Origin of the sequence: Pseudoflavonifractor sp. HCP28S3_F10 (assembly GCF_052065415.1) — a bacterium.
Lineage (GTDB): Bacteria > Bacillota > Clostridia > Oscillospirales > Oscillospiraceae > Pseudoflavonifractor_A.
Genome location: NZ_JBQHUB010000010.1, coordinates 43,311 through 68,649, shown reverse-complemented (window position 1 = coordinate 68,649; position 25,339 = coordinate 43,311). Strand labels below are relative to the sequence as shown.

27 protein-coding genes are annotated in these 25,339 nt (G+C 50.7%); 19 read left to right on the top strand and 8 right to left on the bottom strand.

All coding sequences use genetic code 11. The annotated features are described in order from the left end of the window. Positions 1-129: 129 nt before the first annotated feature. Positions 130-327, bottom strand: a complete 198-nt coding sequence (locus ACTNBZ_RS06370; protein ID WP_337942605.1) for a helix-turn-helix domain-containing protein — start codon at positions 325-327, stop codon at positions 130-132. Positions 328-753: 426 nt separating this feature from the next. Here ACTNBZ_RS06370 and mobC point away from each other — a divergent pair, with 426 nt between their 5' ends. From mobC to ACTNBZ_RS06350, 4 genes are read left to right on the top strand one after another with little or no spacing between them, the layout of a single operon-like run. Further along, a complete protein-coding gene (gene mobC / locus ACTNBZ_RS06365) occupies positions 754-1,083 on the top strand; it encodes a plasmid mobilization relaxosome protein MobC (protein ID WP_441208834.1) in 330 nt (109 codons plus the stop codon). 19 nt (positions 1,084-1,102) lie between these two features. Then, positions 1,103-1,321, top strand: coding sequence for a hypothetical protein (locus ACTNBZ_RS06360; protein ID WP_441208833.1), 219 nt, complete (start codon positions 1,103-1,105; stop codon positions 1,319-1,321). Between the two features lie 51 nt (positions 1,322-1,372). Continuing rightward, on the top strand, positions 1,373-2,065 hold the full coding sequence (locus ACTNBZ_RS06355; RefSeq protein WP_441208832.1) for a replication initiator protein A: 693 nt from the start codon (positions 1,373-1,375) through the stop codon (positions 2,063-2,065). Further along, entirely contained in the window at positions 2,062-2,907 is an 846-nt protein-coding gene (locus tag ACTNBZ_RS06350) for an ATP-binding protein (protein WP_441208831.1), read from the top strand. Before ACTNBZ_RS06355 ends, ACTNBZ_RS06350 begins: the two co-directional genes overlap by 4 nt. A 38-nt stretch (positions 2,908-2,945) precedes the next feature. Here the strand turns inward: ACTNBZ_RS06350 and ACTNBZ_RS06345 are convergent, their stop codons facing one another. Continuing rightward, positions 2,946-3,161: a helix-turn-helix domain-containing protein gene (locus ACTNBZ_RS06345; RefSeq protein ID WP_021899267.1), complete on the bottom strand. Its 216-nt coding sequence runs from the start codon at positions 3,159-3,161 to the stop codon at positions 2,946-2,948. A gap of 196 nt (positions 3,162-3,357) precedes the next feature. On the opposite strand from ACTNBZ_RS06345, the gene ACTNBZ_RS06340 reads away from it, so the two are divergent. Further along, positions 3,358-3,540: a hypothetical protein gene (locus ACTNBZ_RS06340; protein ID WP_118685717.1), complete on the top strand. Its 183-nt coding sequence runs from the start codon at positions 3,358-3,360 to the stop codon at positions 3,538-3,540. A gap of 54 nt (positions 3,541-3,594) precedes the next feature. Further along, positions 3,595-5,580 (top strand): recombinase family protein, encoded by a 1,986-nt coding sequence (locus ACTNBZ_RS06335; protein WP_441208830.1) that lies wholly within the window; start codon positions 3,595-3,597, stop codon positions 5,578-5,580. A gap of 81 nt (positions 5,581-5,661) precedes the next feature. Here the strand turns inward: ACTNBZ_RS06335 and ACTNBZ_RS06330 are convergent, their stop codons facing one another. The 6 genes from ACTNBZ_RS06330 to ACTNBZ_RS06305 all read right to left on the bottom strand — a co-directional run bounded on the left by ACTNBZ_RS06330 (position 5,662) and on the right by ACTNBZ_RS06305 (position 14,534). Continuing rightward, positions 5,662-8,094 (bottom strand): hypothetical protein, encoded by a 2,433-nt coding sequence (locus tag ACTNBZ_RS06330; RefSeq protein ID WP_441208829.1) that lies wholly within the window; start codon positions 8,092-8,094, stop codon positions 5,662-5,664. 39 nt (positions 8,095-8,133) lie between these two features. Beyond that, positions 8,134-10,758 carry a DEAD/DEAH box helicase gene (locus ACTNBZ_RS06325; protein WP_441208828.1) on the bottom strand — a complete coding sequence of 875 codons (2,625 nt, stop codon included), beginning with the start codon at positions 10,756-10,758 and terminating at the stop codon, positions 8,134-8,136. Between the two features lie 14 nt (positions 10,759-10,772). Next, entirely contained in the window at positions 10,773-12,356 is a 1,584-nt protein-coding gene (locus tag ACTNBZ_RS06320; protein WP_441208827.1) for a site-specific DNA-methyltransferase, read from the bottom strand. Next, positions 12,343-12,855 carry a hypothetical protein gene (locus tag ACTNBZ_RS06315; RefSeq protein ID WP_441208826.1) on the bottom strand — a complete coding sequence of 171 codons (513 nt, stop codon included), beginning with the start codon at positions 12,853-12,855 and terminating at the stop codon, positions 12,343-12,345. The genes ACTNBZ_RS06320 and ACTNBZ_RS06315 overlap by 14 nt, the downstream gene beginning before the upstream one ends. A gap of 2 nt (positions 12,856-12,857) precedes the next feature. Then, complete coding sequence (locus tag ACTNBZ_RS06310) at positions 12,858-13,094, bottom strand: helix-turn-helix domain-containing protein (RefSeq protein WP_033119790.1); 237 nt, start codon at positions 13,092-13,094, stop codon at positions 12,858-12,860. A gap of 612 nt (positions 13,095-13,706) precedes the next feature. After that, the gene (locus ACTNBZ_RS06305; protein ID WP_441208825.1) at positions 13,707-14,534 is read right to left on the bottom strand and encodes a helix-turn-helix domain-containing protein; all 828 of its coding nucleotides are present in this window, start codon (positions 14,532-14,534) and stop codon (positions 13,707-13,709) included. Positions 14,535-14,853: 319 nt separating this feature from the next. On the opposite strand from ACTNBZ_RS06305, the gene ACTNBZ_RS06300 reads away from it, so the two are divergent. The 13 genes from ACTNBZ_RS06300 to ACTNBZ_RS06240 all read left to right on the top strand — a co-directional run bounded on the left by ACTNBZ_RS06300 (position 14,854) and on the right by ACTNBZ_RS06240 (position 25,339). Next, positions 14,854-15,486 carry a CHC2 zinc finger domain-containing protein gene (locus ACTNBZ_RS06300; RefSeq protein WP_441208824.1) on the top strand — a complete coding sequence of 211 codons (633 nt, stop codon included), beginning with the start codon at positions 14,854-14,856 and terminating at the stop codon, positions 15,484-15,486. Beyond that, complete coding sequence (locus ACTNBZ_RS06295; protein ID WP_441208823.1) at positions 15,452-16,771, top strand: DNA primase family protein; 1,320 nt, start codon at positions 15,452-15,454, stop codon at positions 16,769-16,771. Before ACTNBZ_RS06300 ends, ACTNBZ_RS06295 begins: the two co-directional genes overlap by 35 nt. Before the next feature lie 435 nt (positions 16,772-17,206). Beyond that, positions 17,207-17,428: an LLM class flavin-dependent oxidoreductase gene (locus tag ACTNBZ_RS06290; protein WP_441208845.1), complete on the top strand. Its 222-nt coding sequence runs from the start codon at positions 17,207-17,209 to the stop codon at positions 17,426-17,428. Next, on the top strand, positions 17,428-18,417 hold the full coding sequence (gene mobV, locus ACTNBZ_RS06285) for a MobV family relaxase (RefSeq protein ID WP_441208822.1): 990 nt from the start codon (positions 17,428-17,430) through the stop codon (positions 18,415-18,417). Before ACTNBZ_RS06290 ends, mobV begins: the two co-directional genes overlap by 1 nt. A gap of 25 nt (positions 18,418-18,442) precedes the next feature. Then, on the top strand, positions 18,443-18,592 hold the full coding sequence (locus ACTNBZ_RS06280; protein WP_441208821.1) for a hypothetical protein: 150 nt from the start codon (positions 18,443-18,445) through the stop codon (positions 18,590-18,592). A gap of 100 nt (positions 18,593-18,692) precedes the next feature. Further along, complete coding sequence (locus ACTNBZ_RS06275) at positions 18,693-20,384, top strand: recombinase family protein (RefSeq protein ID WP_441208820.1); 1,692 nt, start codon at positions 18,693-18,695, stop codon at positions 20,382-20,384. An 11-nt stretch (positions 20,385-20,395) separates the two neighbouring features. Then, positions 20,396-20,947 carry an N-acetyltransferase family protein gene (locus ACTNBZ_RS06270; protein ID WP_441208819.1) on the top strand — a complete coding sequence of 184 codons (552 nt, stop codon included), beginning with the start codon at positions 20,396-20,398 and terminating at the stop codon, positions 20,945-20,947. A gap of 161 nt (positions 20,948-21,108) precedes the next feature. Beyond that, the gene (locus ACTNBZ_RS06265; protein WP_441208818.1) at positions 21,109-21,378 is read left to right on the top strand and encodes a DUF1905 domain-containing protein; all 270 of its coding nucleotides are present in this window, start codon (positions 21,109-21,111) and stop codon (positions 21,376-21,378) included. A 29-nt stretch (positions 21,379-21,407) separates the two neighbouring features. Further along, positions 21,408-22,103 carry a tRNA (N6-threonylcarbamoyladenosine(37)-N6)-methyltransferase TrmO gene (gene tsaA, locus ACTNBZ_RS06260; protein ID WP_441208817.1) on the top strand — a complete coding sequence of 232 codons (696 nt, stop codon included), beginning with the start codon at positions 21,408-21,410 and terminating at the stop codon, positions 22,101-22,103. 15 nt (positions 22,104-22,118) lie between these two features. Beyond that, the gene (locus tag ACTNBZ_RS06255; RefSeq protein WP_441208816.1) at positions 22,119-23,435 is read left to right on the top strand and encodes a putative ABC transporter permease; all 1,317 of its coding nucleotides are present in this window, start codon (positions 22,119-22,121) and stop codon (positions 23,433-23,435) included. Between the two features lie 69 nt (positions 23,436-23,504). After that, on the top strand, positions 23,505-23,897 hold the full coding sequence (locus ACTNBZ_RS06250; RefSeq protein ID WP_441208815.1) for a DUF3783 domain-containing protein: 393 nt from the start codon (positions 23,505-23,507) through the stop codon (positions 23,895-23,897). A gap of 103 nt (positions 23,898-24,000) precedes the next feature. Further along, positions 24,001-24,849: a threonine/serine exporter family protein gene (locus ACTNBZ_RS06245; RefSeq protein ID WP_441208814.1), complete on the top strand. Its 849-nt coding sequence runs from the start codon at positions 24,001-24,003 to the stop codon at positions 24,847-24,849. 10 nt (positions 24,850-24,859) lie between these two features. Then, positions 24,860-25,339, top strand: a complete 480-nt coding sequence (locus ACTNBZ_RS06240) for a threonine/serine exporter family protein (protein ID WP_441208813.1) — start codon at positions 24,860-24,862, stop codon at positions 25,337-25,339.

Below are 25,339 nucleotides of genomic sequence, written 5' to 3'. Positions count from 1 at the left end.
GTCATAGTTTGTCGAATAGACGATTTCGGACGTGTTGTAAACCAAGGGCGTAGTGCGCCCATTCGCACCCTTGGGGTGGAATGCACCCCATTATTTCGAGTTAGAGTCGCTATTGTCTGCGGCTCATTTTTAATTTTTAGCGGGCTTCTTAACGTACTTTCCGCTTTTGATTCTCGCGTCTGCGGGCTTTGGCTCATCATCGGGGATTGCCCATCTGTTGCCGATTTTCACCGCACCCGGTATGCGTTCCTCGTTGCACAATATCTGTATGCGCCGTGATGAGATACCCCACCTCTCGGCGGTCTGCGGGACAGAAAGATACTTCATGGTTGCAGCCCTCCCGGTCTGTCCTCTCAGCTTGTTAGCCTGATCGTAGTTACAATAAATCATTATATATTATAGTCCGATTAGCGAATAAAATCAATAGGTTTCCCGCGAAGTTCAGAAAGAATTTCCAATTCAGAAATCAAGGGTTTGGGACTTTCCCAAAAGAGAAAATGAGCGTATCGGTTGCAAGGCAGAAACGCTCATTTTTCCGGTGTGTACGGACACCGGATGTGCTTGCTATTCTCCATAATTTCATATCCGCAGATACAACGCGCTCCCGCTTTCACAAAAGCAGGGGCGCATATTTTTTAAGAGGGTGTCAAGTTTTTGAGAAAAAAGTCCGTTAAAAAGTAAAAAGAAATTTTTCGCGTTACCCCCCCATTCGCAGAAAATCTGTCCGTTGTAAAGTGAAAGGAGTGTTTTATCATGCCAGACCGCACGCGGCCCATCCGCAAGGAAATCTGCCTGAATGAGCAGGAACTAAATCTCATCCAACATAAGATGCGCCAGTTGGGAACGCACAACTTCGGCGCATATACCCGGAAAATGCTCATCGACGGGTACATCATCAAGGTCAATTACACTGAGCAAAAAAAGCTGGCTGCTGCCGTCAGCCGCGTTGCCTCAAACATCAATCAGATTTGCCGCCGCATCAATCAGACCGGGCGATTCTATGCTGCCGATATTGCCGAGCTGAAAGCACGTCAGGAAGAAATATGGTCGCTTTTGAAAGAAGCGCAAAAACAGGAATTATGAATGTAAGGAGGGTCACAATATGCCGCGCATGAGTAAATCAAGAAAGCTGGAATGGTCGTTCTTTCTCAACGACCGTGGCCGCATCACCTTTAACGCCCTCTGCCGGAAATGCGTCCACGACTGCAAGCAGAGTTTCCGGGCGGTTGTCGTTATTTGCCCGCATTATCGGTCCAAGAGGGCAAAAAAGGGTGGTACATCTGCGTACTCCCCTCGTGGACCTGACAGAGCACCGCCATAGCAGCCGTATCACACCAGACCAGAGAGGATGTGATGAAAAATCTATTTCAAATTGAACACCGCATTGCCGCCGTTCATTCCCTTGCCGCGCTTCATGCTGGCGGGCGAATATTCCATCAACGCCAAGCTGCTATATGGGCTTCTGCTCAACCGCACCATGCTTTCCCAGAAAAGCGGCTGGGTGTCCGAGGACGGAAATGTGTATGTGATCTACACAATCAAGCAGATGGCGAACGATCTTGACCGGAGTGAGCGGACAGTCAAGACCGCCCTGCGGGAGCTGGAAAATGCCGGATTGATTACCCGCATCCGTCAGGGCTGGAATCAGGCAAACCGCATCTTTCTGCAAATTCCAGACAGGGTGCAGGTTTCTTCCCGTCCAGAGGGCAATATCTGCCCAATGGATGTGCAGGATTCTTCCCCTTGCATGGGGCAAAAATTGCCCACAAGTAATACTGATACAGAATATAAAGAACAGAGTAAGACCGAAAGAGTAGAGAGTACGCGCCGCCGATATGGAGAGTTTCAAAATGTTTTCCTGTCAGGCGAGGAATGTACCCGGCTGGAGACGGCTTATCCCGGCAAAGCTGCCGAATACATTGAGCGGCTGTCCCGGTATATGGCTTCCAATGACAGGCACTATGCCAATCATTACGCCACCATCAAGAAGTGGTTGGACGAGGACAGCAAGGGCAGGAGCGCGAAAAACTACACCTACGACGATAACGAGGGAGAGTGTCTATGAATGCGATTTTTACGAAAATGGTTGATGCCGTTGAAGCGGCTAATGCCGCACCTGACGATTACATCAATCCTGCCGATGGGCTGAAATACTGCGGCAAGTGCCACACGCCGAAAGAAGCCTTTTATCCCGCAGAACTTCAGGCACAGGGCTTTACCAAGCACCCGGTTATGTGCAAGTGCGCTGCCGAACGCCGGGAACGGGAAGAAGCGGAGCGCCGGGAATACGAGCGAATGTCCTATATGACAATGCTCCGCAGCGAAGCGTTCCGTGATATGCCCGCCGCTGGCTGGCGGTTTGAGTCAGCCGCAGTTACAACGCCCCAGCTTGCAAAGGCGAGAGGCTACGCGCAGAACTGGGACGAGTTCAAAAAAGCGGGGATCGGGCTGCTCCTGTTCGGGAACGTTGGCACAGGAAAATCCTATGCCGCTGGCTGTATTGCCAACGCTCTGATTGACCGTCTGGAGTCTGTCCTCTTTGTGGGAATGTCCGATGTGGTCAATCGAATGCAGGGTAATTTCGGCACGGATCGCGACCATTACATGAAAACGCTTATGCGCCCCGACCTCCTCATTCTGGATGATTTGGGTGCAGAGCGTAACACCAGTTTCGGCAAGGAGCGCGTATTCGATGTGGTTGACAAGCGGCTGCTGACCGGCAAGCCCATGATCGTCACCACGAATATCCCGCTTTCCGTTATGAAGCAAGCTGCCGATTTGGATGACCGCCGCATTTTTGACCGCATCTTGGAAGTCTGCGTCCCGATCCGCTTCGACGGGGAGAACTTCCGCAAAGGCAATGCCAGCGCTAATATCAAAAAAGCCGCAGAAATGCTGAATGGGTAAGCTGTTGCAGCAGCTTACCCACCCATGAGACAGGAATATTATTCAACCGGCTTTCCTGTTTCTTCTGAAATAAAACGACCCTCAAACCGACAGCCGATAGCCGCCGCTATTTCCTGCAACTCGCTTTCCCTGAAATTGTCACGGCGCATTTTGCCGCTGATATTTTGGGTTGTGCAGCCAAGCTGCCTTGAAAGCTGACTGACAGTTACGCCTTGCTTCTTCATAGCAGCCCGGATAACCTGAGCCATACTCATTGACTTCACCTCCGGGAATTATCAAAGTAATTATACATGAGAGCAAGCAGAAATGTCAATTCAGGAGTTACCGGAGAATCGCTCCGGAGCTATTGACCCAAGACTGGAAATAGCATATAATAGTAACTGCTGAGTTACCATTGAAAGAGCGGCACTTCATTCGGCTGACGAACATAACGTCAAATGGAGTGATTACATGGTAGAAAACGAAAACTACAAGAGCTACACTGCAAACAATGGAACCGAGCTTCGCTTTCCCAAGGAGAGCGTGGTTCAGATGACAGCAGAGCAGAGGGACTGCTACCAGAACTTTATCAATGTTCTGGCACAAATCCTGATTAAATATGCTGCCGCAGAAAAGGAAAATCAGAAAATCTGAGCAGAGTATTCCGGGCGGTCGATGACCGCCCGGTCCTGCAATAGGAGGAAATCTATGTATAATACGAAAGAGGGCAAATCGTGTGTAATCTATATCCGTGTCAGCAGTGAGCGTCAGGTAAAGGGGTATAGTCTGGACGGGCAGAAACACTATCTGGCTGAATGCGCCGAGCGTCGGGGTATGACCGTCCTTGATACCTACGTTGAAGAAGGCAAAAGTGGCAAGAGTATCGAGGGACGGACTGAGTTCCAGCGGATGCTGGATGACATTCAGAGTGGAAAAGTGCATACGGACTATGTGCTGGTTTTCAAATTATCGAGGTTTGGCAGAAACGCGCGGGATGTGCTGAACTCCCTTGAGTTCATTATGAAATACGGCGTTCACCTGATGTGCGTAGAAGATGGGCTTGATTCCTCGACCTCTATGGGAAAAATGATGATTACCATTCTTGGCGCGGTAGCTGAGTTGGAGCGCGAAAACATCATTGCACAGAGCCTTTTGGGGCGCGAGGAAAAAGCAAAATCCGGCGGCTGGAACGGTGGCTTTGCACCCTATGGGTATCGTCTGGTAAAGGGCGATGACAAGAGCAAAGGAAAATTGGAGACTGTTCCGGAAGAAAAGGCTGTCGTGCAGTTGGTCTTTGATATGTTCCTAAACCGCAATATGGGATACACAGCAATTTCGGGTTATCTCAATCGAAACGGTTATACTCGCCCACCGGCAAAGAATGCAATCCGCCCCAGCTATGGCGAGTGGAGTTCTGACCACATCAAGAGAATGCTTAGCAATCCGGTTTATACAGGGCGCGTGGCATGGGGCAAACGACGCACAGAGAAAGTTCCCGGCAAAGATAATGAGTATCGGCTTGTGAAACAGGACGAGTATATTTTGAGTGAGGTTATTTCCCATGAGGCGTTTGTTTCTAAAGAGGATTTTGACCGAGTGCAGGAGATCAAAGCCATCCGTGGGAAAAAGGGCAATCACAACATCGGTCAGTATAACGCACATCTGTTGTCTGGTATCGTAAAATGTCCGCAATGCGGCGCACCCATGTACATCGGCATGACCAAGTGGACAAATCAAGACGGTACAGAGCGCCGTACAGAATCTTATGTCTGCTCCTATGCGACAAAACACCGGGGGACTTCGGTATGCCGCAGGAATGGCGTGGTAGCCAGTCAGGTTGAGGACGAGGTGATGGAGTACACCCGGAAGATTGTTCGCAATCCGCAGTTTATCAAAGATTTGCAGGAAAAGGTAATGACCGCCGTGGACATGACCGAGGTCGAGAATGACATTACCGCCTACAAAAACCAGCTATCCGCTTTACAGCGCAGCCGCGACAGCTTGGAGCGGGATATTGACCGCATTGCTCCGGATGATAAGTATGCAGAGCGCCGCCGCGCAGACATGACCCGCCGCCTGAATGACCTCTATGACCAGATTTATAAGGCGGAGGATCTGCTGCAAGAAAGCATGATGAAAAAGGCAACTCTGGAAAGCAATCAGATGTCTGTGCAATCTATGATAGGAATCCTCTCGTCTTTTGACGCAATCTATGATAGAATGAATGCAGCAGAACGGCGCGACCTTGTGAAATACCTGATTTCTGAGGTTGAGTTGTTCCCGCGTGAGGAACAAAAGACACAGAAACGCTTTGTAAAGGCGATTGCGTACAAGTTTCCCATTGAACAAAAGGTGCTCACGCAATTTGATGAATGCGGGGCATCTGTGGAGACGGTATGTTTATTGTCCAAACTTCAAACGAAGCAACATATCGAGATTGATCTAAGCATGGATGAACTGGATTTAACGGCTGCGGAGAGCAAGGCTACCTATGACGAGATCAAAGCCTACGTGCTGGAGAAGTACGGTTTGAAGGTGTCCAGCCTGTATATCTCCCAAGTCAAGCGGAAGTGCGGGCTAGATGTTGGCCAAAATTATAATCTGTCGAAGAAGGAAGATGCTAAAGTGCCACAGTGCCCACCAGAAAAGGAAGCGGCAATTATGGAGGCATTGAAACATTTTCAAATGTTATAAAAAATATTAATAAAACGAACGATTGCTTTTGCGGCAATCGCTCGTTTTATTTTTACAATGTTTAAATACGAATAACTTTATTCAATATGGTCCATATTTTTGAAGCTCGCCTTTTAGTGAAATAGCATACTTACGTGCGCGCCCTAAATCATAGTAATGATCCTGAAGATAACGGCTGACGGTTCTTGCTTTTCGCAAATATCCAAGATACTTGCCTCTATCTTTCAGGTACAGGTTTAAATATGTCCATCCAAGAAGGGTAGTACATTGATAGTACTGGTCGTCACACTTTCCTATAGCTTCGAATGTGGACTTACCATCTTCTAAATAACGAATAGCTTCAATTAGTTCATTGTGATTGACAAGGAACTGCCCATATATCCAAAGTAAGGATGCAAACGACTTGGTACTTTGTATTGCTGAGTATTGATTTACCATTTTTATTGTGAAGATTGCATCCAAATAATTTTTGCGGATTTCCTCATCATGCTTAGCACTAAGTATGTTAGAATCGTCAATTCTTTGCAAAATTCTAGCCTTTTGGTATTTAATAAATGGATGTGCTGTTATTTGCTCGCATTCTTCACTTTTAACAATAAAGTCTTCGAAAATAGCCTGTACCTTAAATTTGCCACCGCGGTTGCACTCGGCATTTACTTGCCCATACAAATCATACATTTTTGCAGCGGTAATACGATCAGAATCGGTGAAGACATTCCAGTCTTTTAAGATATTTCTTAGTTCAACGCGTTGTTTCATGTCATCGTCCAACTTTTCGAGTGCCTGCTGTACTTCTCTTCTGCGCTTTTCGATTTTGCCCGAAATAGATTGGAATGTCTGAGCATCTGGAATAAACCTTTGAATAATATATGTCTCGGCAAATTGATTTAAAGAGTAAGTATTTCCGTTTCGCTCAATAATCAGATAGTTACATAATGTTTCAGCGACCGCTTCAACATCTGGATAAGAAATATTTGTAAGTAGGCAAACAGTAGACAAATCAATTCCCTTGTTTGGAATGACGGCGAATACTTTTAGAATTTCATAAAATAGTTCGGGATTATCAAAGACGGACTCGATTTGCTCGAATGTATCTTTAAACATGAAATTGCTAATAGACTCATAAGCGTTTGGTGGCAACACGGCTATATTTTTTCGTATACCCTTCCACACATTCGCGCATGAAAAATCGGCTCGTAATCCACTCACATCAATCAATTTTTGGCTAAGTCGCCGCAAGCTTAGGACCAGAACTAAAGTGTTTCCTTTAGCAATGTCAAGCAATTCATTTATTTCCGAGTCTTCCAATCTTACGTCTAGCGCATTTTCCTCTATGTAAGAATGAACAAAAGCCTTTCCATCTTCTGATTCAAAACCGCACAGTCGTGTATTAGACTCATATTCTTCACTATTTCTAGAGGTTAACAAAAATTGCATTTCTGGTGGAGTTTGAGCCTCAATAAATTGCTTGATTCTTCTCCTGTCATCAACAGAAACTGCCTCCAAATTATCAACAACAATCAGCCCTTCATCATGATAGCCTTTAAATGTTTCAAGAGATAGCACTTCATGTATAAGTGCAATTAACTCGTCTGCTGTTTCAAAATGTGAAAGAGTTTCTTTTTCAATTATACGCCCAGTGACATCTGAAATTTGTAATTTGCGCTTTTTTGCAGAAAAGAAGAATATATATTTGGGGCTGTAATCGTTGACCGTTTTGTTATCAATAATGTCTTGGATAACTTGTTTGATTGTCTCTACAACAAGCGCAGTTTTTCCCACTCCGCCATACCCAAATATGCAACGAGAGTGCTGTTTCCGTAAATCTCCAGGATTTCCATATATAAATGATTTTAATTCGGCAATTTCGTTGTCGCGGCAAACAATCTGCGAATCTGCATAAGGGGTTTCACTCAAATTGTGTTTTGACACAGGCATTACGGTGCTACGGTTCTGGAGAATTGTTATTTCGGAAAAGATTTGCTCTTTAGTTTTTTGAATAAAATATTTCTCATCCAAAAATGAACAAATATCCTTTACAAAAGATAATACAGACACTAAATGATTATCTTCCAGTGTGCGACACCCAGGGTGATCGAGCTTGTTTCGTGCATATCGATATTTCTCAGCTAAATCACAAAAGGTGCTGTAATCAGCAAAAAGGTTATATAAGTCATTAAAAATTCCAGTGAGAGAAAAAGTAATTATATTGAGAGCTCCAACCATGGGCATATCTTGATCTACCGCCACAATTTCTGTTGTTGATGCAGCGGTGGAAAAAGTATTATACATTTTTTCTACTTTACTGTGTTTTACAGAGTTAGGAAGCACATCCCGTAGAAAAAATGGATCAGCTGGTGTCAACGAAGCGTTCTTTGCTAACAATGCAGTTTCCAGCTCATTTGCCGAAGAATAATGTGTCATCAAAACATCAGCAATATATCCTCTGAAAGGAATCTCGAACCCCATCAATAAAGTTCGAAATTGATCATGTTGCTTAATCGATAAATACACCCGATTCACCTCATTTTCTTTATACAAAATTTCCTGGTTTTATAAACCCTTCACAATCTCCATAAACCGCTCCAGGGAATACGCTCCCGGATAGTCCGGCTGCTTGGTCTCAAACACCATGTAATACTTGTACTGTTTTCCGGCCAGCTTCGCCCACTGGTCACCGATTTTGGCTTTTTCCTTAGATTCATCGTTGTCCAGGTGGTCGCCCTTGGTCTCTACCATCAAAATCTTCCCACTGTGGAGCATCACGATGATGTCGGGATAAGCATGAACAGGGCCGTTAATCTGGAATCCCAATCGGGAAATATTACGATGCCACCACTTGACGTTGGCCAGTTCTGACAGCGCCCACACCACCTTGAACTCGTACTCGTTCATATCTTCTTCGGCGGTATAGAGCGATTTCGGCACCATCGAGGTAAATGCCGTTGGGGAGATCACCGCAGGCAGCGCATAGTTGGGCAGGCAGGAAATCTTGTCCTGCTCCAGCCAGGTATCAAAGACGCTGGAGCGATGTTGGGCAATCAATTCCTTTACCTTCCCCTGAATTTTTACGACATAGGGATACGGCGACTGCTCCAGCTCGGAGAGCTGATCTTCGCTCATGGTGCCAATCACCCGGTCGATGTACTCATCCAGTTCCCGGTCATTGACGCAGTTCATCTTGGAGAGCTTTTGCTTGATAATGCCCTTGCACAGTGAGAGCCGCTTTTCCGAGGGCTGGGTGTTGAACCACTCCCGGAAAAAGGCGCTGTCGCCACCAGACAACCGCCACGCCTTTGCGGTGCTGTCTTTGCTATCGTCTACATCCACCCGCGCCATCTCAGCGTTGACGGTAGTGAAATCCACATGAGCGTCTTTGTCCCGCAGAGAGAAACCACCCTCTAAATGTTCCAGTTCCAGGGTTTCATGGGCTTCCGAAAACAGACTAGGGCCAGTCTCCAGCATAAATTGGGGGAAGCGCAAGGCAGCGGCTTCGTCTGCAAATTCCTCATTCATTCGGAACTGGTTCATTTTGTCGCGCACCTCCGATGGAGCCTGGCTCAAAGCGGTGTTATCGGCCTGGTTGATCTCGTCTTCATAGGTTTTATTCTGTTGCAGGGCCTGTGACAGCATGGGATCGGACTGCATGGTTCCATCCTGCACGGATTGCTCTGCCTCATGTGTTGCCGCTTCAAAACGCGCCTTCAAATCCGAGCCGTCTACCTCCGGCAGATCTGGTTCGTCAGCGGGAGGGGGGACAATGGGAAGCTGCTCCGGTTCCTGTGTGGGCGCAGCTGTAATGGGAACGTCCACATCCTGTGCCCGGTAGTCACGCCTGCTGAAACCGGCGCTGTTCAGCCCGGCCACAACCTTCTCCAGCGTTTGGTGGAAGTCTGCGGAAGATGTGATGACATAGGAGAGATTCAGCACTTCACTGCTGTTCTTCTGCGTGTAGGGCAACCGAAGTACACGCCCCAAAATCTGCTCCACATCCACGGTAGAAGTGCGGTTTGCCACCGTGGCCAACACATAGGCAAAGGGGCAGTCCCAGCCCTCTTTCAGGGCGTTGACGGTAATGATGTACCGGATGGGGCAGTCTGGGGACAGCAAGTCCACATTTTTCAGCTCGTCTTTATCGCCGGTTTTGATGGCGATTTCCTTTTCGGGAATGCCGCCATCCACCAGCGTTTTCTTGATTTTTTCATATGTGGTGCTATCCGCATTGTTGCGGGGCTGTGCCTGGAACAGAACGATGGGACGAATATAGCGCCCGCTGGTTTCCTGCTCCCGTTTGGCCTGTGCCTCCAGCTTGGCACGAATGGCGATAGCATCCCCATATACATCTGCCTGAGACTTACGGTTATAGACAATGACCGGCAGCTTGACCATGTTGGCCTTTTTCAGCCGCGCAGCGTCCACAAAAGAGATGATGTTGCTTTTCTTTTTGGGTGTGGCGGTCAGATCAAACACAAAGCTGGGATTGAAGTTTTGCAGCATTTCCACGCTCAAATCCGAAGTGGCATGGTGGCTTTCGTCCACGATGACTACTGGATTTAGATAGCGGATCACCTGGATCAGCGCCGTCTCATCGGTGTCGGCCAGCAGAACGGACGGATCATCCATCCACTTTGCAAACTCGGCCAGATAACCGTTCTCCTGATAGGCTTTCCGGCCTTCCTTTTTGCTGGTACGGAAGGAATCATAGCTGAGCACAAACAAAGAGATCTGTTCCGTCACAGCAGAGGGGGTGAAGTTCTGCCCCATGAGAGCCTGCTCCTTGGAATATACCTGTACCCGCCCGCCAAAATCCACATCCAGACGCTGGCGGTAGGGATGGTCGGGATTTTCCAGCGCCTTGCGTGTCTGAGTCAGAATGGCCTCGGAGGGCACCAGCCATACAACGGCCTTGGCCCGGCGCTGGGGCATGGCGTCAAAAATCGTCCGCAGAGAACTGGCGGCAATATAGGTCTTGCCGCCACCTGTGGGCACCTTGGCACACACATGGGGCACACCGGGGAGTACATTCACATAATTCGGCATACCGCCAAAGCCCACCAAAACATTCTTTTCGTTCCAGAGGGTCTGATACGCCTTTGCCGGGCTTTGCAGCTCCACCACCAGTTCCAGGTAGCGTGCAAGATCGGCAATGACTTCTTTTTGATAGGATTTCAGTTCCATTTCTTCACGCTCCTTTACAGCCTGGCAATGTCCCGAGGAATTTTCTTAAATGTGATGTTATGCTTGCGCAGCGTCTCCTGGGGGATGGCGCATAGGTCGGCATAGATGGTGTAGCCCTCGGCTTTGGTCTGGATAGTAGACAAGAAAGCATAATCCAGTGTGGTTACACTTTCCCGCTCATAGTAGAAGTAATAGGCGGTGTTGCGGCACAGACCCATGAAATAGGGCTCGTCCGTGGGCTGTTCGGCGGGCAGGGACTCTTTGGTCTCCATATAGTAGACGTATTCCCGGATTTTTTGCGGGCCTACTTCTTCGTTGAGGTTGCCGTCTGGCAGCAGAAGCACAGGCCCCAGCTCATAGTAGCTGAAATTGCCTCCAGTACCTTCCGCGGCTTTTTTGCCCTCGCCGTAGCCGCCAATTACTCGTTTTACACGCTCGGCGGTGATGCTGTCGGCGTAGTCCATCATTTCCACCAGGATGAATTTGCGGTTGCCGCCGTCGGCCTTGTTCATGTTCAGCACAGCATGGGCAGTAGTGCCGGAACCGGCGAAAGAATCGAGAACTATATCATTATCTGTAGCTATCCATTTTACAATTCTATCCAGTAACAAAATGCTTTTTTCTGTATCAAATCCAGCATATGAGCCAGACAAAAGAATGTCCATCCAGTTGTCGCTCAATAGTTTTCCTGATTGTGGTGGGACATAATACTGGATCGTACCCGTTTCATTCATTCGGACAAAATCTAGTTTTTCATTTGTTGCCATCAGATGTTCAATATAGTAGTCATCAATGGACATCTTATCTGCATATTCGGAAAGAAATTTTTCATAATTTCTAGTTGCTTTGCTGGCTCTTGTTTTTTCCCATCTCCATTGACCTTTTTCTGGGCAGTATCCAAAAATTTCATATCGCATAGTAGGTCTATCTGTTCCACGCCAAAACGTATCCCATTTCCCTGCTTTTTCAATTTCAAAGTCTTTGGAAAGTTTGGGAAGTTTAGCTTGAGGATTCTTAGAATACAAGTAAATATACTCATGCCCTAATGACAACGCCTGCACAGTTTCAAACTGGGCCTGAACATTTTTTATACCTCGACGCACAGAAATACAATTTCTAAAATTTGCAACCCCAAATATTTCATCCATTATACATTTGAGATTTGCATATTCAAAAACATCAATGCTTACAAAAATAAATCCATCTTCTGCCAACAGCCGTTGCAACAGCTTCAAGCGGGGGTACATCATGCACAGCCACTTATCGTGCCGGGAAAGGTCCTCTCCTTCTCTGCCCACCACTTCACCCAGCCACTTTTTGATCTTGGGGTCATTGACGTTATCGTTATACACCCAGCCTTCGTTGCCGGTGTTGTACGGTGGATCAATGTAGATGCACTTCACCTTGCCCTCATACTGTGGCAGCAGAGCTTTCAACGCCTCCAGATTGTCGCCGTGGATAATCATGTTTTCGCTGCCGTTGTCCTCGGCGTGCTGTCCGGCTTCGTCATAGCTGTACTGGCGCTCCAGCACCCGGTAAGGCACCTCCTGGTGGTGGTTTACCACTTTATCTTTTCCAATCCATTCAAGTGTTGGCATGGGGTGTATCCTCCTTGATCCAAACAATTTGCTTTCTTTGTACTATCCCCCATGAATACACAAAAACCACCTTATCACATGAGGTCAAATCTCCACGCACAAACACATGGATGTTTTTTGTAGTGCTTGATTTTGGAGCAACATCAATATATCGAAGTTCATCACATTTATAGGCTCCTGCGCTTTTCCTGCCGGTGTCTTTATCGGCACAGGAGCACACGGCAATTCTGTTTGAACCGCTGTATAATTCGCAAGCAATTTTCTCAATAATCAACGATTTATTTTTCTTGTTGAGAATCGAAGCCCTAAAATTTATCCACGAACCATCATATCCGCCTTCACCGTCTGGTTTGCCCGTACCGAACCGCACATCAATATCGGAAATAACAAGCAGTTTGCGTCCAAAGCCACTGCACAGGTACGGAAAAACAAGACCAACAATGGTCCCTAACAGTGTTCCCCCTACGCCAATCAGCGCACACAATACATTTTCCGTCATACTTATTTTGCCTCCAAGTTCACTTCGGTTGTTTGGTTGGTCGGCAGAAAGTCCACGATGTCTCCAATATTTACATTCAATATTGCGCAAATTTTCCCCAGTGTTTCCAAGGTCACTTCTTCATCGCGGTTTAGTTTTGTCATGGTGTTGGGGGCGATTCCCGCCGCACGTCGTAAGTCTGCCTTGCTCATTTTGCGATCAATGAGCAGTTTCCAGAGCTTATTGTAAGAAATGGCCATATGGGTACCTCCGGTCAGAAAATTCGACGCTTTTATTATACCAGATACAGGAATTCAGAACAACAGATTTTCGCATCTCAATACGAAAATATCCAACTCAAATTTATCAGTCAGCAAGGCTTTCCGTTCACCTTTTCCCAGCCGCTGCTGACCAAAACAGGCACAGAGATTTACCCGCTATTCGGGCAAACCTCTGTGCCTGTTTTACCTGTTCGGGCAGGAGCGTATCCATCGTGTAGAAGCAGGATGGATCGCTACTGCATGGACAGGCGGGGCGTCCAGAGGGGCAAAGCCCCTTCGGCTCTGGGTTTCCAATAGGGGCGAGCAGCACCCCTGTTGGCACACGATTTTCCGTAGGAAAGTCTAGTGTGTTATACCTTTTGCGACCGCTGACGCTGGAAAGGGGCTGTCCCACGCCAGACAGACCGTTTTCAGTGGCAGCAGAACAGGCGGATTTTGTGGGCTGTAAGATACACAAAATGAAGGATTTGCCATGAGCAAAATCCGGCTGTTCGGGTGTAGGTGGCGCAGAAAACCTTGTAGCTGTGCGAAAAGTTTTTCTGTGTCAACGGGGGCGCAAGAGGTATATAAAAACCCGCCGCAACGACACGCTTAATTTTCCCCATCCAAGGGGAGCTCAAGAACTTGCTTGGCAAGCTGCTGGAACAGTTCGGAAGTATTCTCGTCCATTGTGATCATCGTTCCTATGTAGGCAGTAATGGCTGTTGACACATCATCGGCTGTCAATTCAGATTGTGGCTTGTCCGGTAATGCGGCACGAATCCCCTTTACTGCTTCTGCTGTAGCAACCGCTCCACTGGGTTGCTCCTCTGCCATGTTCTCTTTTACATCCCGAATGATCTTCATCAATATGTTTTTGATTTTCTCTATGTCTGCTTCATTACTCTGAATTTTGCTGGAGCTCAGAAAACTCAGATCTTTTATCATTTCCGTTCGCTTTGAAGGATCGGCGCTCATCAGCTCTGCAAGCGGATCAGTGGCAAGGTCAATAATCTGGTTTCTTGCCATGATGCCATTTGCAACGGTATTGCTGAAATAGTTTTTCATCAAAGCACAAAGTTTTGGGAACTGGTCATGCTCCAAAAGCCTGTTTAACACATCGGGGTCAATCGTTTTCAAAATCAGCCTGCGGATTACTTCCTCTGATAATCCCAGCTGGGAAATATCATAGCTTTTCGGTACGCTAATGGGCGTAAGGCAAAGCAGATAATCTGTTGAAACATGGAACACCTTAGCTAACGATACCAAGAGAGAGCTACCTATATTTGTGGTTTCGCCGCTTTCCAACCGGCTGATCTGGGAGTGGGCAACAAATATTTTGTCTGCCAGTTCTTTTTGGCTCCATCCCCTGTCCTGGCGTAATAGGCGGACACGGTACGCAGTGGTATTTTCCTGCTCATCGTCATAGTTCTTCTTCATGTGCAACGCCTCCCAACCTACTATCATTATAAACCACCCTGTGCAAATTTGCAATTTTTCAAGTCTATACTTCCGACATTTGCGGCTTTCGTGCATAAACGAAGGTCGCTTATTTTTTGCGGTAAACTTGGCTCACGATCGATCGAAAAGACGCCTTGAAAATCGAATGACCGTCCAGACCGAGATAAACCGCCATGACTTCTGTAAAAGGAACGAGCGCTCCACAAAGGAGACGACACAGCGCCGAGCAGGGTTGCCTGTCAGGAAACGGAATGGGTAGAACGGCTTAACCAAGAGCAAGCAGGAGGATTATTGCTATTTGAATATTTTTGAAACTGTGAAAGCGGCAGTTCCTGTAAGACAAGCCGCCGAACACTACGGGCTGAAAGTCAGCCGCAACGGCATGGCTTGCTGCCCATTCCACAATGACAGGCATCCAAGCTTGAAGTTGAATGAGGAATATTTCTTTTGCTTCGGCTGCGGAGCCAAAGGTGATGTGATCGACTTTGCGGCACAGATGTTTGATCTCAGCAGCTATGAAGCGGCACAAAGACTGGCTGCGGACTTCGGTATCAGCACCGAGCACGGTCAAGCGGTGGCAGCTCCCCACAAGCCAAAGCATCCCTATATCCGTCAGTTCCGGGAGGACGAAATGTTGTGCTTCCGGGTGCTGACGGATTATCTGCATCTGCTGGAAGATTGGAAGGTTTGGTATGCCCCGAAAACGCCGGACGATGATCCGGATGACCGGTTTGTGGAGGCCTGCCAGATGCTTGAACGCATCGAGTATCTGACTGACATTCTGACCGTGGGCGATTTGGAAGAACGTGTTGCTGTGGTGGAGGAGTTGATGAAGGATAGCACGGTTGCGTTCCTCCAGGACTACACCGCAAGAAAGAGAGAGGAGGATGTACGATATGAGCGAGGAAATGACGCAGACCACGCACTCTGAAAATCCGGCGTGGTTTGACGGCAAGAAAATCAACGAAGCCCTATTCTGCGAAGAATTTCTCCGGGAATATCCAATGGTCACGGTAAACGGAGCATTTTTCACGGTCAACGGCAGAGTACACGATGAAAATCGCCTGAAAAAGGTGATTTATGACCGCATCAAGTGTTATGTGACCAGCGGCATTGCAAAGAAGGTCACAAACCTGTTGGATGTCATGCGGATGGAGTGCTGTACCGAAAAGCTGCCCCTGTATCAAGACCGCATCCATGTGGCGAACGGCACCTATTATCTGAACGGCACATTCAGTCCGGAAAAGGATTTCTGCCGGAATCGTTTGCCTGTCTCCTACAATCCAGAAGCTCCGCAGCCAGTGACATGGCTGCATTTTTTGTCTCAGCTTTTGGAGCCGGAGGACATCCTGACTTTGCAGGAATTTATGGGATACTGCTTTATTCCCTCCACTAAAGGACAGAAGATGCTTTTACTGATCGGCAAAGGCGGCGAGGGCAAAAGCCGCATTGGTATTGTCCTTCGTGCGCTGCTGGGCAGCAACATGAACACAGGCAGTATCGCAAAGGTGGAGACAAGCCCCTTCGCTCGTGCCGATCTGGAGCATGAGCTTGTGATGCTGGACGATGATATGAAGCTGGAAGCCTTGCCCCAGACCAATCACATCAAGGCAATCATCACCGCAGAATTGCCGATGGATCTGGAGAAAAAGGGACAGCAGAGCTATCAGGGCGATTTGTATGTGCGCTTTATCGGCTTGGGCAACGGCGTCTTGCAATCTCTCAATGACCACAGCGTGGGCTTTTTCCGCAGACAGATTATCCTTTCCACCATAGAAAAAGACCCGAACCGAAAAGACGATCCGTATATTGCGGAAAAGCTGTGCGCCGAAGCAGAGGGCATTTTCCTGTGGGCACTTGCGGGCCTGCACCGCCTGATCGACAACGATTACAGGTTTACTCTTAGCCAGTCGGCGCAGGACAATATGGACGCTGCGGTATCGGACGGCAACAACGTCATCGAATTCTTAGGCTCCGAGGGGTATATCCGTTTCAAGGCAGATTACGAAGTCAGCTCCAAAGACCTGTACGCCGTTTACAAGCTGTGGTGTGACGATAACGCCATGAGCAGCCTTTCACAAAAGCGCTTTTGTTCCTTTCTCAAACAGAATGAGAGCCACTATCACCTTGAATACACAAATAAGGTCAATATCGGCGGCGGAAAGTTCGCCAGAGGATTTATTGGCATTGAGCTTCTTCAAAGACCGTTTCTGTGAAAAGTGAAAGTGACCCGAAAATACATGTACCACCCGTACCAAATGTACTACGGTACGAAAGTACACTTGGTACATGTACTTTTCAGCCCATCTCACTTCCTTTTGGCAGAAGCATCCGTAAAGACCTGTTTTGGGATATGGATTCGCAATGGTAGTGGAAACAGGCAAGTTTTTGACCGCAGGACGAAATGATTTCACGGAATCGCGCTTCTCTGAATCGTGTACCGTGTTTACGGAATGGTGGGTGTTTTTACTGTCCCAGCCCAAATCACACGGAACAGTAAAGTGGGATATGGTCAGATATGGACAGGACATCACAGGAGAAATTCTGAACGGATTTCAGAGATTGCAGTTTTTTCACGATTCGGTATATCTGCTCTACTTTGAAGCGCAGAGTGTGCACCGAATCAACAATGATATTTTATGGAGGACTTTATCAATATGAATGTACGTAACGAAATCAAAGCACAGATCATCCGTGCCGGAATGACGATGCAGGAAGTAGTTGACCTGCTGCATGATGAATACGGCTGGTCGGACAGCGTTTCCAACCTATCTGCCAAGTTACAGCGGGAGAGCATCCGCTATAAAGAAGTTTTGGAGCTGGCTGATGTATTGGGCTACGACATCGTGTGGCAGAAAGGGCGGGAAAAATAATGGAAAAAGGACAGTTTGCTATTTTGAGATTTGCCAAGTATAAGGGACCGGAGATCGGTAATATCGAAGCCCATAATGAGCGAACCAAAGAGAAATATGCCAGCAATCCCGATGTGGACATCAGCCGGAGCCATTTGAATTTCCACCTTGTTAAGCCGGAAAGAAAGTACCGGGCAGAGTCCGAACGGCAGATTGCCGCAGCCGGATGCCGTACCCGCTCCGACAGTGTTCGTGTGGTAGAAGCTCTGATCACCGCAAGCCCGGAGTTTTTCAAGGGCAAGAAACGGGCTGATATCAAGGAATTCTTCAATGAAGCGTTGGAGTTTATCCGACAGAACCAATCCCCTGAAACCATTATATCCGCCGTGGTGCATATGGACGAGAAAACGCCCCATATGCACCTTTCTTTTGTCCCGCTGACCGAGGACAAGCGGTTGTGTGCCAAGGAGATTCTGGGCAACCGCAAAAAGATGACCCAGTGGCAGGACAAGTTCTGGGAACACATGGTCAGGAAGTATCCGGTATTGGAGCGTGGCGAGAGTGCCAGTGAGACTGGCCGTGACCATATCCCGCCGAGAGTGTTCAAACAGATGACCCGTTTGACAAAACAGATGGAGAAGTTGGACGCCATGCTCTCCGATGTGAAATTCACCAACTATAAGGAGCGGACAGCGCAGATTGCCGCATTTCTGGAGAAATATATCCCGGATGTTGCGGCGATGGAAACGCAGATGAAGAAATATCAGAGGTGCTTTACCACAGCTGAGTCCGAGAAAAAGGCGCTGAAAAAGAAAAACGATGATCTGACGGAAGATCTGGAAAAGAGCCAGCAGCAGAGTACCGTCAAGAAGTTACAGGAGGCAAGGCTGCAAAGCGATTATGAACGGGTGAAAGGGATTCTTGATCGTATCCCTCCGGAGATCATCCAGGCGTACACACAGCGTGGCAGTAAGAAACAGGAGGTAAACCATTATAGCGGATTGGAATAAGGATGAGTGGAGCGGCTTTGCTGATTTGCTTGCCAACTTAATAGAAAAATATGCGGCGGTTCTGGACATTGACAACCTTCCAGAGCCGCCGAATTGTTTAGGGAAAGAAACTGCCGGAGCTACAAATATTCCCGAACAGCCAGAGGACACTATTGAAAAAACTAAAACGGCATGATATAATAATCGTGCAATAATTGTCCAAACTTACTCCGAAAGAGCTTCGGAGTAAGGATACATAAAGGTGCCATGGCTGTGGCACGAATGAGGATCGTGAGATGAAAAAAGAAAAGACAAAAGTATATATCTATACAAGAGTATCCACCGCCATGCAGATCGACGGATACTCTCTGGATGCCCAGAAATCCAGAATGAAAGCCTTTGCCGAGTATAATGAATATGAGATAGTCGGTGAGTATGAGGATGCCGGGAAGTCGGGTAAATCCATTGAGGGCAGAGCGGAGTTCAACCGCATGATGGAAGATATAAAGTCCGGGAAAGATGGTGTTTCCTTTGTGCTGGTGTTCAAGCTGTCCCGCTTCGGCAGAAATGCAGCAGACGTATTGTCCACTTTGCAGGTCATGCAGGATTTCGGCGTCAATCTGATTTGTGTGGAGGATGGGATTGATTCTTCCAAGGATGCCGGAAAACTGATGATCTCTGTTCTGTCAGCCGTTGCGGAGATTGAGCGAGAAAACATCCGTGTCCAAACAATGGAGGGCAGAATCCAGAAGGCTCGTGAGGGCAAATGGAACGGCGGATTTGCGCCCTATGGCTACAAGCTGGAAAATGGCCAACTTTTCATCAACGAGGAAGAAGCGGCTGCAATCCGTGTGATCTTCGATCAGTATGTGCATACCGACATGGGTGCAAATGGTCTTGCCAAATATCTTGACCAACATGGTATTCACAAAATCCAGCGACAGAACGGCAAAAATCCGCTATTCGATGCGGCCCTTATCCGGAGAATACTGAAAAACCCTGTGTACTGTGGGAAAATCGCCTATGGTAGACGCAGAACGGAGAAGGTGCATGGCACCAGGAACGATTACCGGCTTGTGGAGCAGGACGATTATTTGTTGGTGGACGGCCTGCATGAGGGGATCGTATCAGAAGAACTCTGGCACGAAGCACAGGTCAAGCTGCTGGCGCAGGCTGAAAAGTATGAACATGTGAACCGTGGCAAGGACACCAAGGTGCATCTTCTGTCTGGTATTGTCAAATGCCCAATCTGCGGAGCCGGGATGTATGGCAACAAGAGCATCAAACATAAGTCCGATGGAACGAAGTACAAGGATTTCTTCTATTACGGCTGCAAGCACCGCACTATGACCCGTGGGCACAAGTGCGATTATCGAAAGCAGATTCACGAGGAACTGTTGGACAGTGCTGTGGCAGAGGTCATTGTCAAGCTGGTCAGCAATCCCAAGTTTGCCGCCATGATGCAGGAAAAAATCAACATGAAGGTGGACACTGCCGCCATTGAACAGGAGATCGTCAATTACGAAAAACAGCTCCGGCAGAGCTATTCTGTGAAATCAAAGCTGATGGAGGAAATAGATTCCCTTGACCCGGACGATAAACACTACTACAAACGCAAGGCAGACCTTGATGATCGGCTTTACAAGATGTATGATAAAATCGAGGATACAGAAAAACTGCTGATCGCCGCCAGAGCAAAGAAAATGGCAATCGAAGCGGAAAAGCTCACCGGGGATAACATCTACAAGGTGCTGATCTACTTCGACAAGCTATACGCCGTCATGAGCGAGCAGGAAAAGCGGCAGATCATGGAAGCATTGATTTCCGAAATCCAGATATATGAGGAACGCCAGCCCAACGGACAGTGGCTCAAGTCCATCAAATTCAAGCTCCCGATTATTGAGGAAGATATGAGTTTGAGTTTGGACAATGATACACAAGTTGAGACGGTTGTCCTGATGACAAGAGGCCACCGTCTCCGAGCTTGAAAGGTAAAACGATGAAATACAGAAATGTGATCGTATTAAATGACGGCAACGAATGCCTGCTGAGAAACGCGGAAGCCTCCGACGCTCAGGCTGTATATGATATCTTCTGTTTGACCCATGAGCAGACGGAACACCTGTTGACCTATCCGGATGAAAACAGCTTTGATCTTGCTCAGGAGCGTCAGTTTCTCATTGAGCAGGAAGAGAGCAACAGCGCGGTGGAGCTCTGCGCGTTTGTCAACGGACAGCTGGCGGGAACGGCCGGTATCGAGCCGGTGGGAACAATGGATAAAGTAAAGCACCGCGCTGATCTCGGGATCAGCGTAGACAGGGCGTATTGGAGAAAGGGGATCGGCCGTGCGCTGACAGACGCCTGTATCCAGTGCGCGAAACAGGCGGGCTATGCACAGATCGAGCTGAATGTGGTCAGCACGAACACCGGCGCCATCGCGCTTTACAGGAGCGCCGGCTCTGCCGGGTACGGGAGAAACCCGAGAGGTTTCCGCACACGGGACGGCCGGTGGCAGGAGCTGGTGCTGATGCGGCTGGAGCTTGCGCCGTAGAGCCGCATCCATGATCTTTGGGACCCCTGTGATCCGGATCACTTCCAGAAAAAGAGAAGTACTTCCATGGACGATCGGGACATCTTATATACAGTGCCGTCCGGGAGGGGGCGCGCGGCAGTACCATCCCGCCCCGTCCGGCCGGAAAGGAAGGAAGCCATTTGAATCCCAACCGCTATGAATTTGACGCGGTGATTCGCAAAGTGCCGGACATAGACGGCGCTTATGTCGAATTTCCCTTTGACGTGCGGGCCAAATTCGGCGCGGGCCGGGTGAAGGTCCACGCCGAGTTTGACGGCGTTCCCTATGATGGCAGCCTGGTCCGTATGGGCACGCCCGGCCACATCATCGGCGTCCGGAAGGACATCCGCGCCCGGATCGGCAAGCAGCCCGGCGACACCGTCCATGTGGTCCTCTGGCAGCGGCCCTGAACCCTACTTGCGAGAAAAGGAGCACTTCCATGAGCGAGAACCATTGTATCCATGTCATCGCCCGCATCCGCAGCGATTTCCCCACCAAATTCGGCGTTCCCCGCCAGAGCGGCCTGGTGGATGCCCTGAAGGCCGACGTGGTCTTTGAGCCGGAGTACCGCAATCCCGACGCCTTGCGTGGGCTGGAGGACTTCTCCCACATCTGGCTCATCTGGCAGTTTTCCGGCGCGGTGCGGGAGAAATGGTCCCCCACCGTGCGCCCGCCCCGGCTGGGGGGTAACGCCCGTATGGGGGTATTCGCCACCCGCTCGCCCTTCCGTCCCAATCCCATCGGCCTGTCCTGCGTCCGGCTGGAGGGGGTGAGGCAGGACCCGGAGCTGGGTCCCGTCCTCCACGTGGCGGGGGCCGACCTGATGGACGGCACCCCCATCTACGACATCAAGCCCTATATTCCCTATGCCGACAGCCATCCGGAGGCCTCCGCCGGCTTTACCGCCGGGTTGTCCCCCCGGCTGCTGGAGGTGGAGTTCCCCCAGCGCTGGCTCGCCCTGGTGCCGGAGGACCGGCGGGAGGCCCTGATGGGCGTGCTCTCCCACGATCCGCGCCCCACCTACCACAGCGACCCCGACCGGGTCTACGGCCTGGCCTTCGGCGGCGTGGATGTGCGCTTCACCGTGCGGGAGGGGGTACTTACCGTCTGCGGCGTGGAGTCCGCCGCCCTCTGATGAAAGGATGCTTCCATGATCTATTCTCTCTATGAGCTGAGCTGGTTTTTCCTGATCTACTCCTTCCTGGGCTGGTGCGCCGGAGTGGTGTTTATTGCCCTGCGGCGGCACACCTTTGTCAATACCGGCTTCCTTACCCTGCCCTTCTGTCCCATCTACGGTACGGCCGGGGTGCTCTTCACCCTCTTCCTCGGCGAGCTGTCCGGGCAGGTCTTTTTCCTCTTCCTGGGGGGCGCGCTGCTCTCCGCCTTTCTGATCTTTCTCACCGGCTGGCTGCTGGAGCGCTTCCTCCACCGCAAATGGTGGGACTTCTCTCACCGCCGCTTCCAGTTCCAGGGTCACGTGTCGATCCCTCTGCTGGCACTGTGGGGCGTGCTGGCGGTGGTGTGCGTCCGGGTGGGTGACCCGCTCTTTGCCCGGCTGCTCGCCCTGATCCTCCTCCCGGTGGGCCGGGCCGTGCTGCTGGCCGTGCTGGGCGCGCTGGTACTGGACTCCTTCCTCTCCCTGGTGACCATGCTCCAGCTCCGGGTGCAGGTCCGCCGCCTGCTGGAGCTGCAGGAGGATTTCCGCAATATCTCAGACAACTTCGGCAACGCCATCACCCGGCACATCCAGCGCCGCGTCCTGCGGGCCTATCCCAACCTGGAGGGCGGAACAGCCGCCCAAAAGGAAGAAGACGCCGGCCCCCGCGTGTTTGCCCGGGGCTGCTGCTTTTCCAAACTGGTGTGGCTCTTCGTCATCGCCGCCTTTCTGGGGGACGTGATCGAGACCTTCTTCTGCCGCTACACCATGGGCGTCTGGATGAGCCGCTCCAGCGTGGTGTGGGGCCCCTTCAGCGTGGTGTGGGGCCTGGGCGCGGTGATGCTCACCGCCCTTCTCTACCGGTACAAGGACCGCCGGGACGGCGCCATCTTCTTTGCCGGCACGGTGCTGGGCGGCGCCTATGAGTACGCCTGCAGCGTCTTTACCGAGCTGGTATTCGGCACCATCTTCTGGGACTACAGCCACCTCCCCTTCAACCTGGGCGGGCGCATCAACCTGCTCTACTGCTTCTTCTGGGGCATCGCGGCGGTGGTGTGGCTCAAGCTCATCTACCCCCGGCTCTCCGGCCTCATCGAACGCATCCCAGTCCGCGTCGGCCGGATCGGCACATGGGCACTGCTGCTCTTCATGGTCTGCAATATGGCGGTCTCCTCCCTGGCCCTGGCCCGCTATACCCAGCGGCACACCGATCCCGCCGCCCCCCAGAACGCCGTCACCACCCTTCTGGACCGGCATTTCCCCGACGAGCGGATGGAACGCGTCTATCCCAACGCCAAGCTGGTGGACTGAGCCCCCGAAAAGAAGGGGTCAGCCGGTGCGCCCTGCCCCTGTCAAAAATCAAAATCAGGAGGGATCTCTATGCCCGCTCCCCGCGGTCTTGTTCTCTATTACTGCGCCGGCCCCCAGGCCGAGGCCTCCAGGGCCAAGCTGGTCTTTATCCGCTTCGGCCTGCGCATCAAGGTCATCACACCCGACCTGCTCTCCCGCGCCGTAGGCTCCTTTGCCGGGCTGGACGTGCCCGCGCCGGAGGACGCCGGCGGCGGCTCCATCCCCGACAGCATCATGGTCTTTGCCGGGCTCCGGGGCCCTGTGCTGGACCAGGTGCTCTCCGCCCTCCTCAAGGCGGGTGTCCCCCGCTCGGTGTACAAGGCGGTGGTGACTCCCGGCAACGCCGGCTGGTCCTTCTACCAGCTCTATGAAGAGCTGGTACGGGAGCGTCGGGCGGTGGATTTCGGCGATTCCGCCATGTAAACAGGTTCTTTTTTGTCTGCTTTTCACAATTAGATGGAATTTTCTCTTCCCTTCAACTTTTCTCTTGCCTCCCACGTCAAAAAGAGGTAAGCTCTAACCTGATATGCGTTATGTCACCCAGAGCTTACTGCTCTGCCGGCAGATCGCCGCGTCCTGCGGCGCAGCGGAAAGGCAGGTATCATCCACTTTGAATTTTGATTACGACCAGCTTCTGGATCTTGCGGCGGAGCTTGGGTTCCGCCTGATGGAGACCGGGGCCGAGATCTACCGGGTGGAGGAATCGGTACAGTACATCCTTCAGGCCTACGGCGTCACCACCGGAGAGGTCTTTGCCATCCCCAATTGTCTCATCATCAGCTTTACCGATACCACCGGCCACGCCCACACCCGGATCCGGCGCATCCCCGCCCACGGCACCGACATCTCCCTGCTGGAATCCCTCAACGAATATTGCCGGGAGACCGTACAGGATCCGCCGCCCCTTGCCGCCGCACTGGACCGCCTGGACCAGATCCAGAAGCGGCACTTCGTCTATCCTCTTCCCGTGATGCTCCTGGCCGATTTTGCCGGCGGCGGAGCCTACTCCATGTTCTTCGGCGGCAGCCTGCGGGACGCCCTGTGCGGCGGACTGTGCGGCGTGGCCATCGGCCTGTGCCTGTGGCTCATGGGCGGCCTGCGGGCCAACTCCTTCGTCCGCACCCTGGCAGGCGGAGCGGTCTCCGCCCTGTGCGCCCTGCTGCTGGTACAAAGCGGCCTGGGGGAGAATCTGGACTTCATCATCATCGGCGCGCTGATGATCCTGGTGCCGGGCATCGCCTTCACCAATGCCATGCGGGACATCATGTCGGGAGACCTGACCTCCGGCGTCAACAAGACGGTGGAGGCCCTGCTCATCGCCACCGCCATCGCCCTGGGCACCGGCTTCGTGCTGACCCTGGCGCCCGCGCTGTAGGAGGTGAACCATGGAACTGTTCACCCCCTCTTATTTTCTGCCCTGCCTGTACGCCTTTGTGGGCTGCGTGGCCTTTGCCGTTACCTTTAATATCCACGGCCGGGAGATCCCCATCTCCGCCCTGGGGGGCGCGGTGGGCTGGCTGGTCTATCTGCTGGCCGCCCCCTGGATCCCCGGGGAGATCGTGCGCTATTTCCTGGCCTCCCTTGCCCTGTCGGTCTACTGCGAGGTGATGGCCCGGCTGCGCAAATGCCCCGCCACCTCCTACCTGCTCATCTCCATCTTCCCGCTGGTGCCCGGCGCCGGCATCTACTACACCATGGAGCACGCCATCCACGGCGAGACCGCCCTTTTCATCAGCCGCGGCATGCATACCCTGGGCCTGGCCGGCGCACTGGCCCTGGGCATCCTGCTGGTGTCCTCGGTAATGCGGATGTGGACCGTGTTCCGCCGCCGCACCCATCATTTTCCCCCTTTCCGGAGGTCGTGA

What these genes read in the sequence shown, in the direction of transcription:
- ACTNBZ_RS06305 (WP_441208825.1), bottom strand. Translation starts at nt 14,534, where the DNA reads ATGAAGAAGAACTATGACGATGAGCAGGAAAATACCACTGCGTACCGT.
- ACTNBZ_RS06325 (WP_441208828.1), bottom strand. Translation starts at nt 10,758, where the DNA reads ATGGAACTGAAATCCTATCAAAAAGAAGTCATTGCCGATCTTGCACGC.
- ACTNBZ_RS06255 (WP_441208816.1), top strand. Translation starts at nt 22,119, where the DNA reads ATGATCTATTCTCTCTATGAGCTGAGCTGGTTTTTCCTGATCTACTCC.
- ACTNBZ_RS06360 (WP_441208833.1), top strand. Translation starts at nt 1,103, where the DNA reads ATGCCGCGCATGAGTAAATCAAGAAAGCTGGAATGGTCGTTCTTTCTC.
- ACTNBZ_RS06295 (WP_441208823.1), top strand. Translation starts at nt 15,452, where the DNA reads ATGAGCGAGGAAATGACGCAGACCACGCACTCTGAAAATCCGGCGTGG.
- ACTNBZ_RS06345 (WP_021899267.1), bottom strand. Translation starts at nt 3,161, where the DNA reads ATGAGTATGGCTCAGGTTATCCGGGCTGCTATGAAGAAGCAAGGCGTA.
- mobV (WP_441208822.1), top strand. Translation starts at nt 17,428, where the DNA reads ATGGAAAAAGGACAGTTTGCTATTTTGAGATTTGCCAAGTATAAGGGA.
- ACTNBZ_RS06270 (WP_441208819.1), top strand. Translation starts at nt 20,396, where the DNA reads ATGAAATACAGAAATGTGATCGTATTAAATGACGGCAACGAATGCCTG.
- ACTNBZ_RS06335 (WP_441208830.1), top strand. Translation starts at nt 3,595, where the DNA reads ATGTATAATACGAAAGAGGGCAAATCGTGTGTAATCTATATCCGTGTC.
- ACTNBZ_RS06250 (WP_441208815.1), top strand. Translation starts at nt 23,505, where the DNA reads ATGCCCGCTCCCCGCGGTCTTGTTCTCTATTACTGCGCCGGCCCCCAG.
- ACTNBZ_RS06240 (WP_441208813.1), top strand. Translation starts at nt 24,860, where the DNA reads ATGGAACTGTTCACCCCCTCTTATTTTCTGCCCTGCCTGTACGCCTTT.
- ACTNBZ_RS06370 (WP_337942605.1), bottom strand. Translation starts at nt 327, where the DNA reads ATGAAGTATCTTTCTGTCCCGCAGACCGCCGAGAGGTGGGGTATCTCA.
- ACTNBZ_RS06320 (WP_441208827.1), bottom strand. Translation starts at nt 12,356, where the DNA reads ATGCCAACACTTGAATGGATTGGAAAAGATAAAGTGGTAAACCACCAC.
- ACTNBZ_RS06245 (WP_441208814.1), top strand. Translation starts at nt 24,001, where the DNA reads ATGCGTTATGTCACCCAGAGCTTACTGCTCTGCCGGCAGATCGCCGCG.
- mobC (WP_441208834.1), top strand. Translation starts at nt 754, where the DNA reads ATGCCAGACCGCACGCGGCCCATCCGCAAGGAAATCTGCCTGAATGAG.
- ACTNBZ_RS06310 (WP_033119790.1), bottom strand. Translation starts at nt 13,094, where the DNA reads ATGGCCATTTCTTACAATAAGCTCTGGAAACTGCTCATTGATCGCAAA.
- tsaA (WP_441208817.1), top strand. Translation starts at nt 21,408, where the DNA reads ATGAGCGAGAACCATTGTATCCATGTCATCGCCCGCATCCGCAGCGAT.
- ACTNBZ_RS06275 (WP_441208820.1), top strand. Translation starts at nt 18,693, where the DNA reads ATGAAAAAAGAAAAGACAAAAGTATATATCTATACAAGAGTATCCACC.
- ACTNBZ_RS06315 (WP_441208826.1), bottom strand. Translation starts at nt 12,855, where the DNA reads ATGACGGAAAATGTATTGTGTGCGCTGATTGGCGTAGGGGGAACACTG.
- ACTNBZ_RS06350 (WP_441208831.1), top strand. Translation starts at nt 2,062, where the DNA reads ATGAATGCGATTTTTACGAAAATGGTTGATGCCGTTGAAGCGGCTAAT.
- ACTNBZ_RS06340 (WP_118685717.1), top strand. Translation starts at nt 3,358, where the DNA reads ATGGTAGAAAACGAAAACTACAAGAGCTACACTGCAAACAATGGAACC.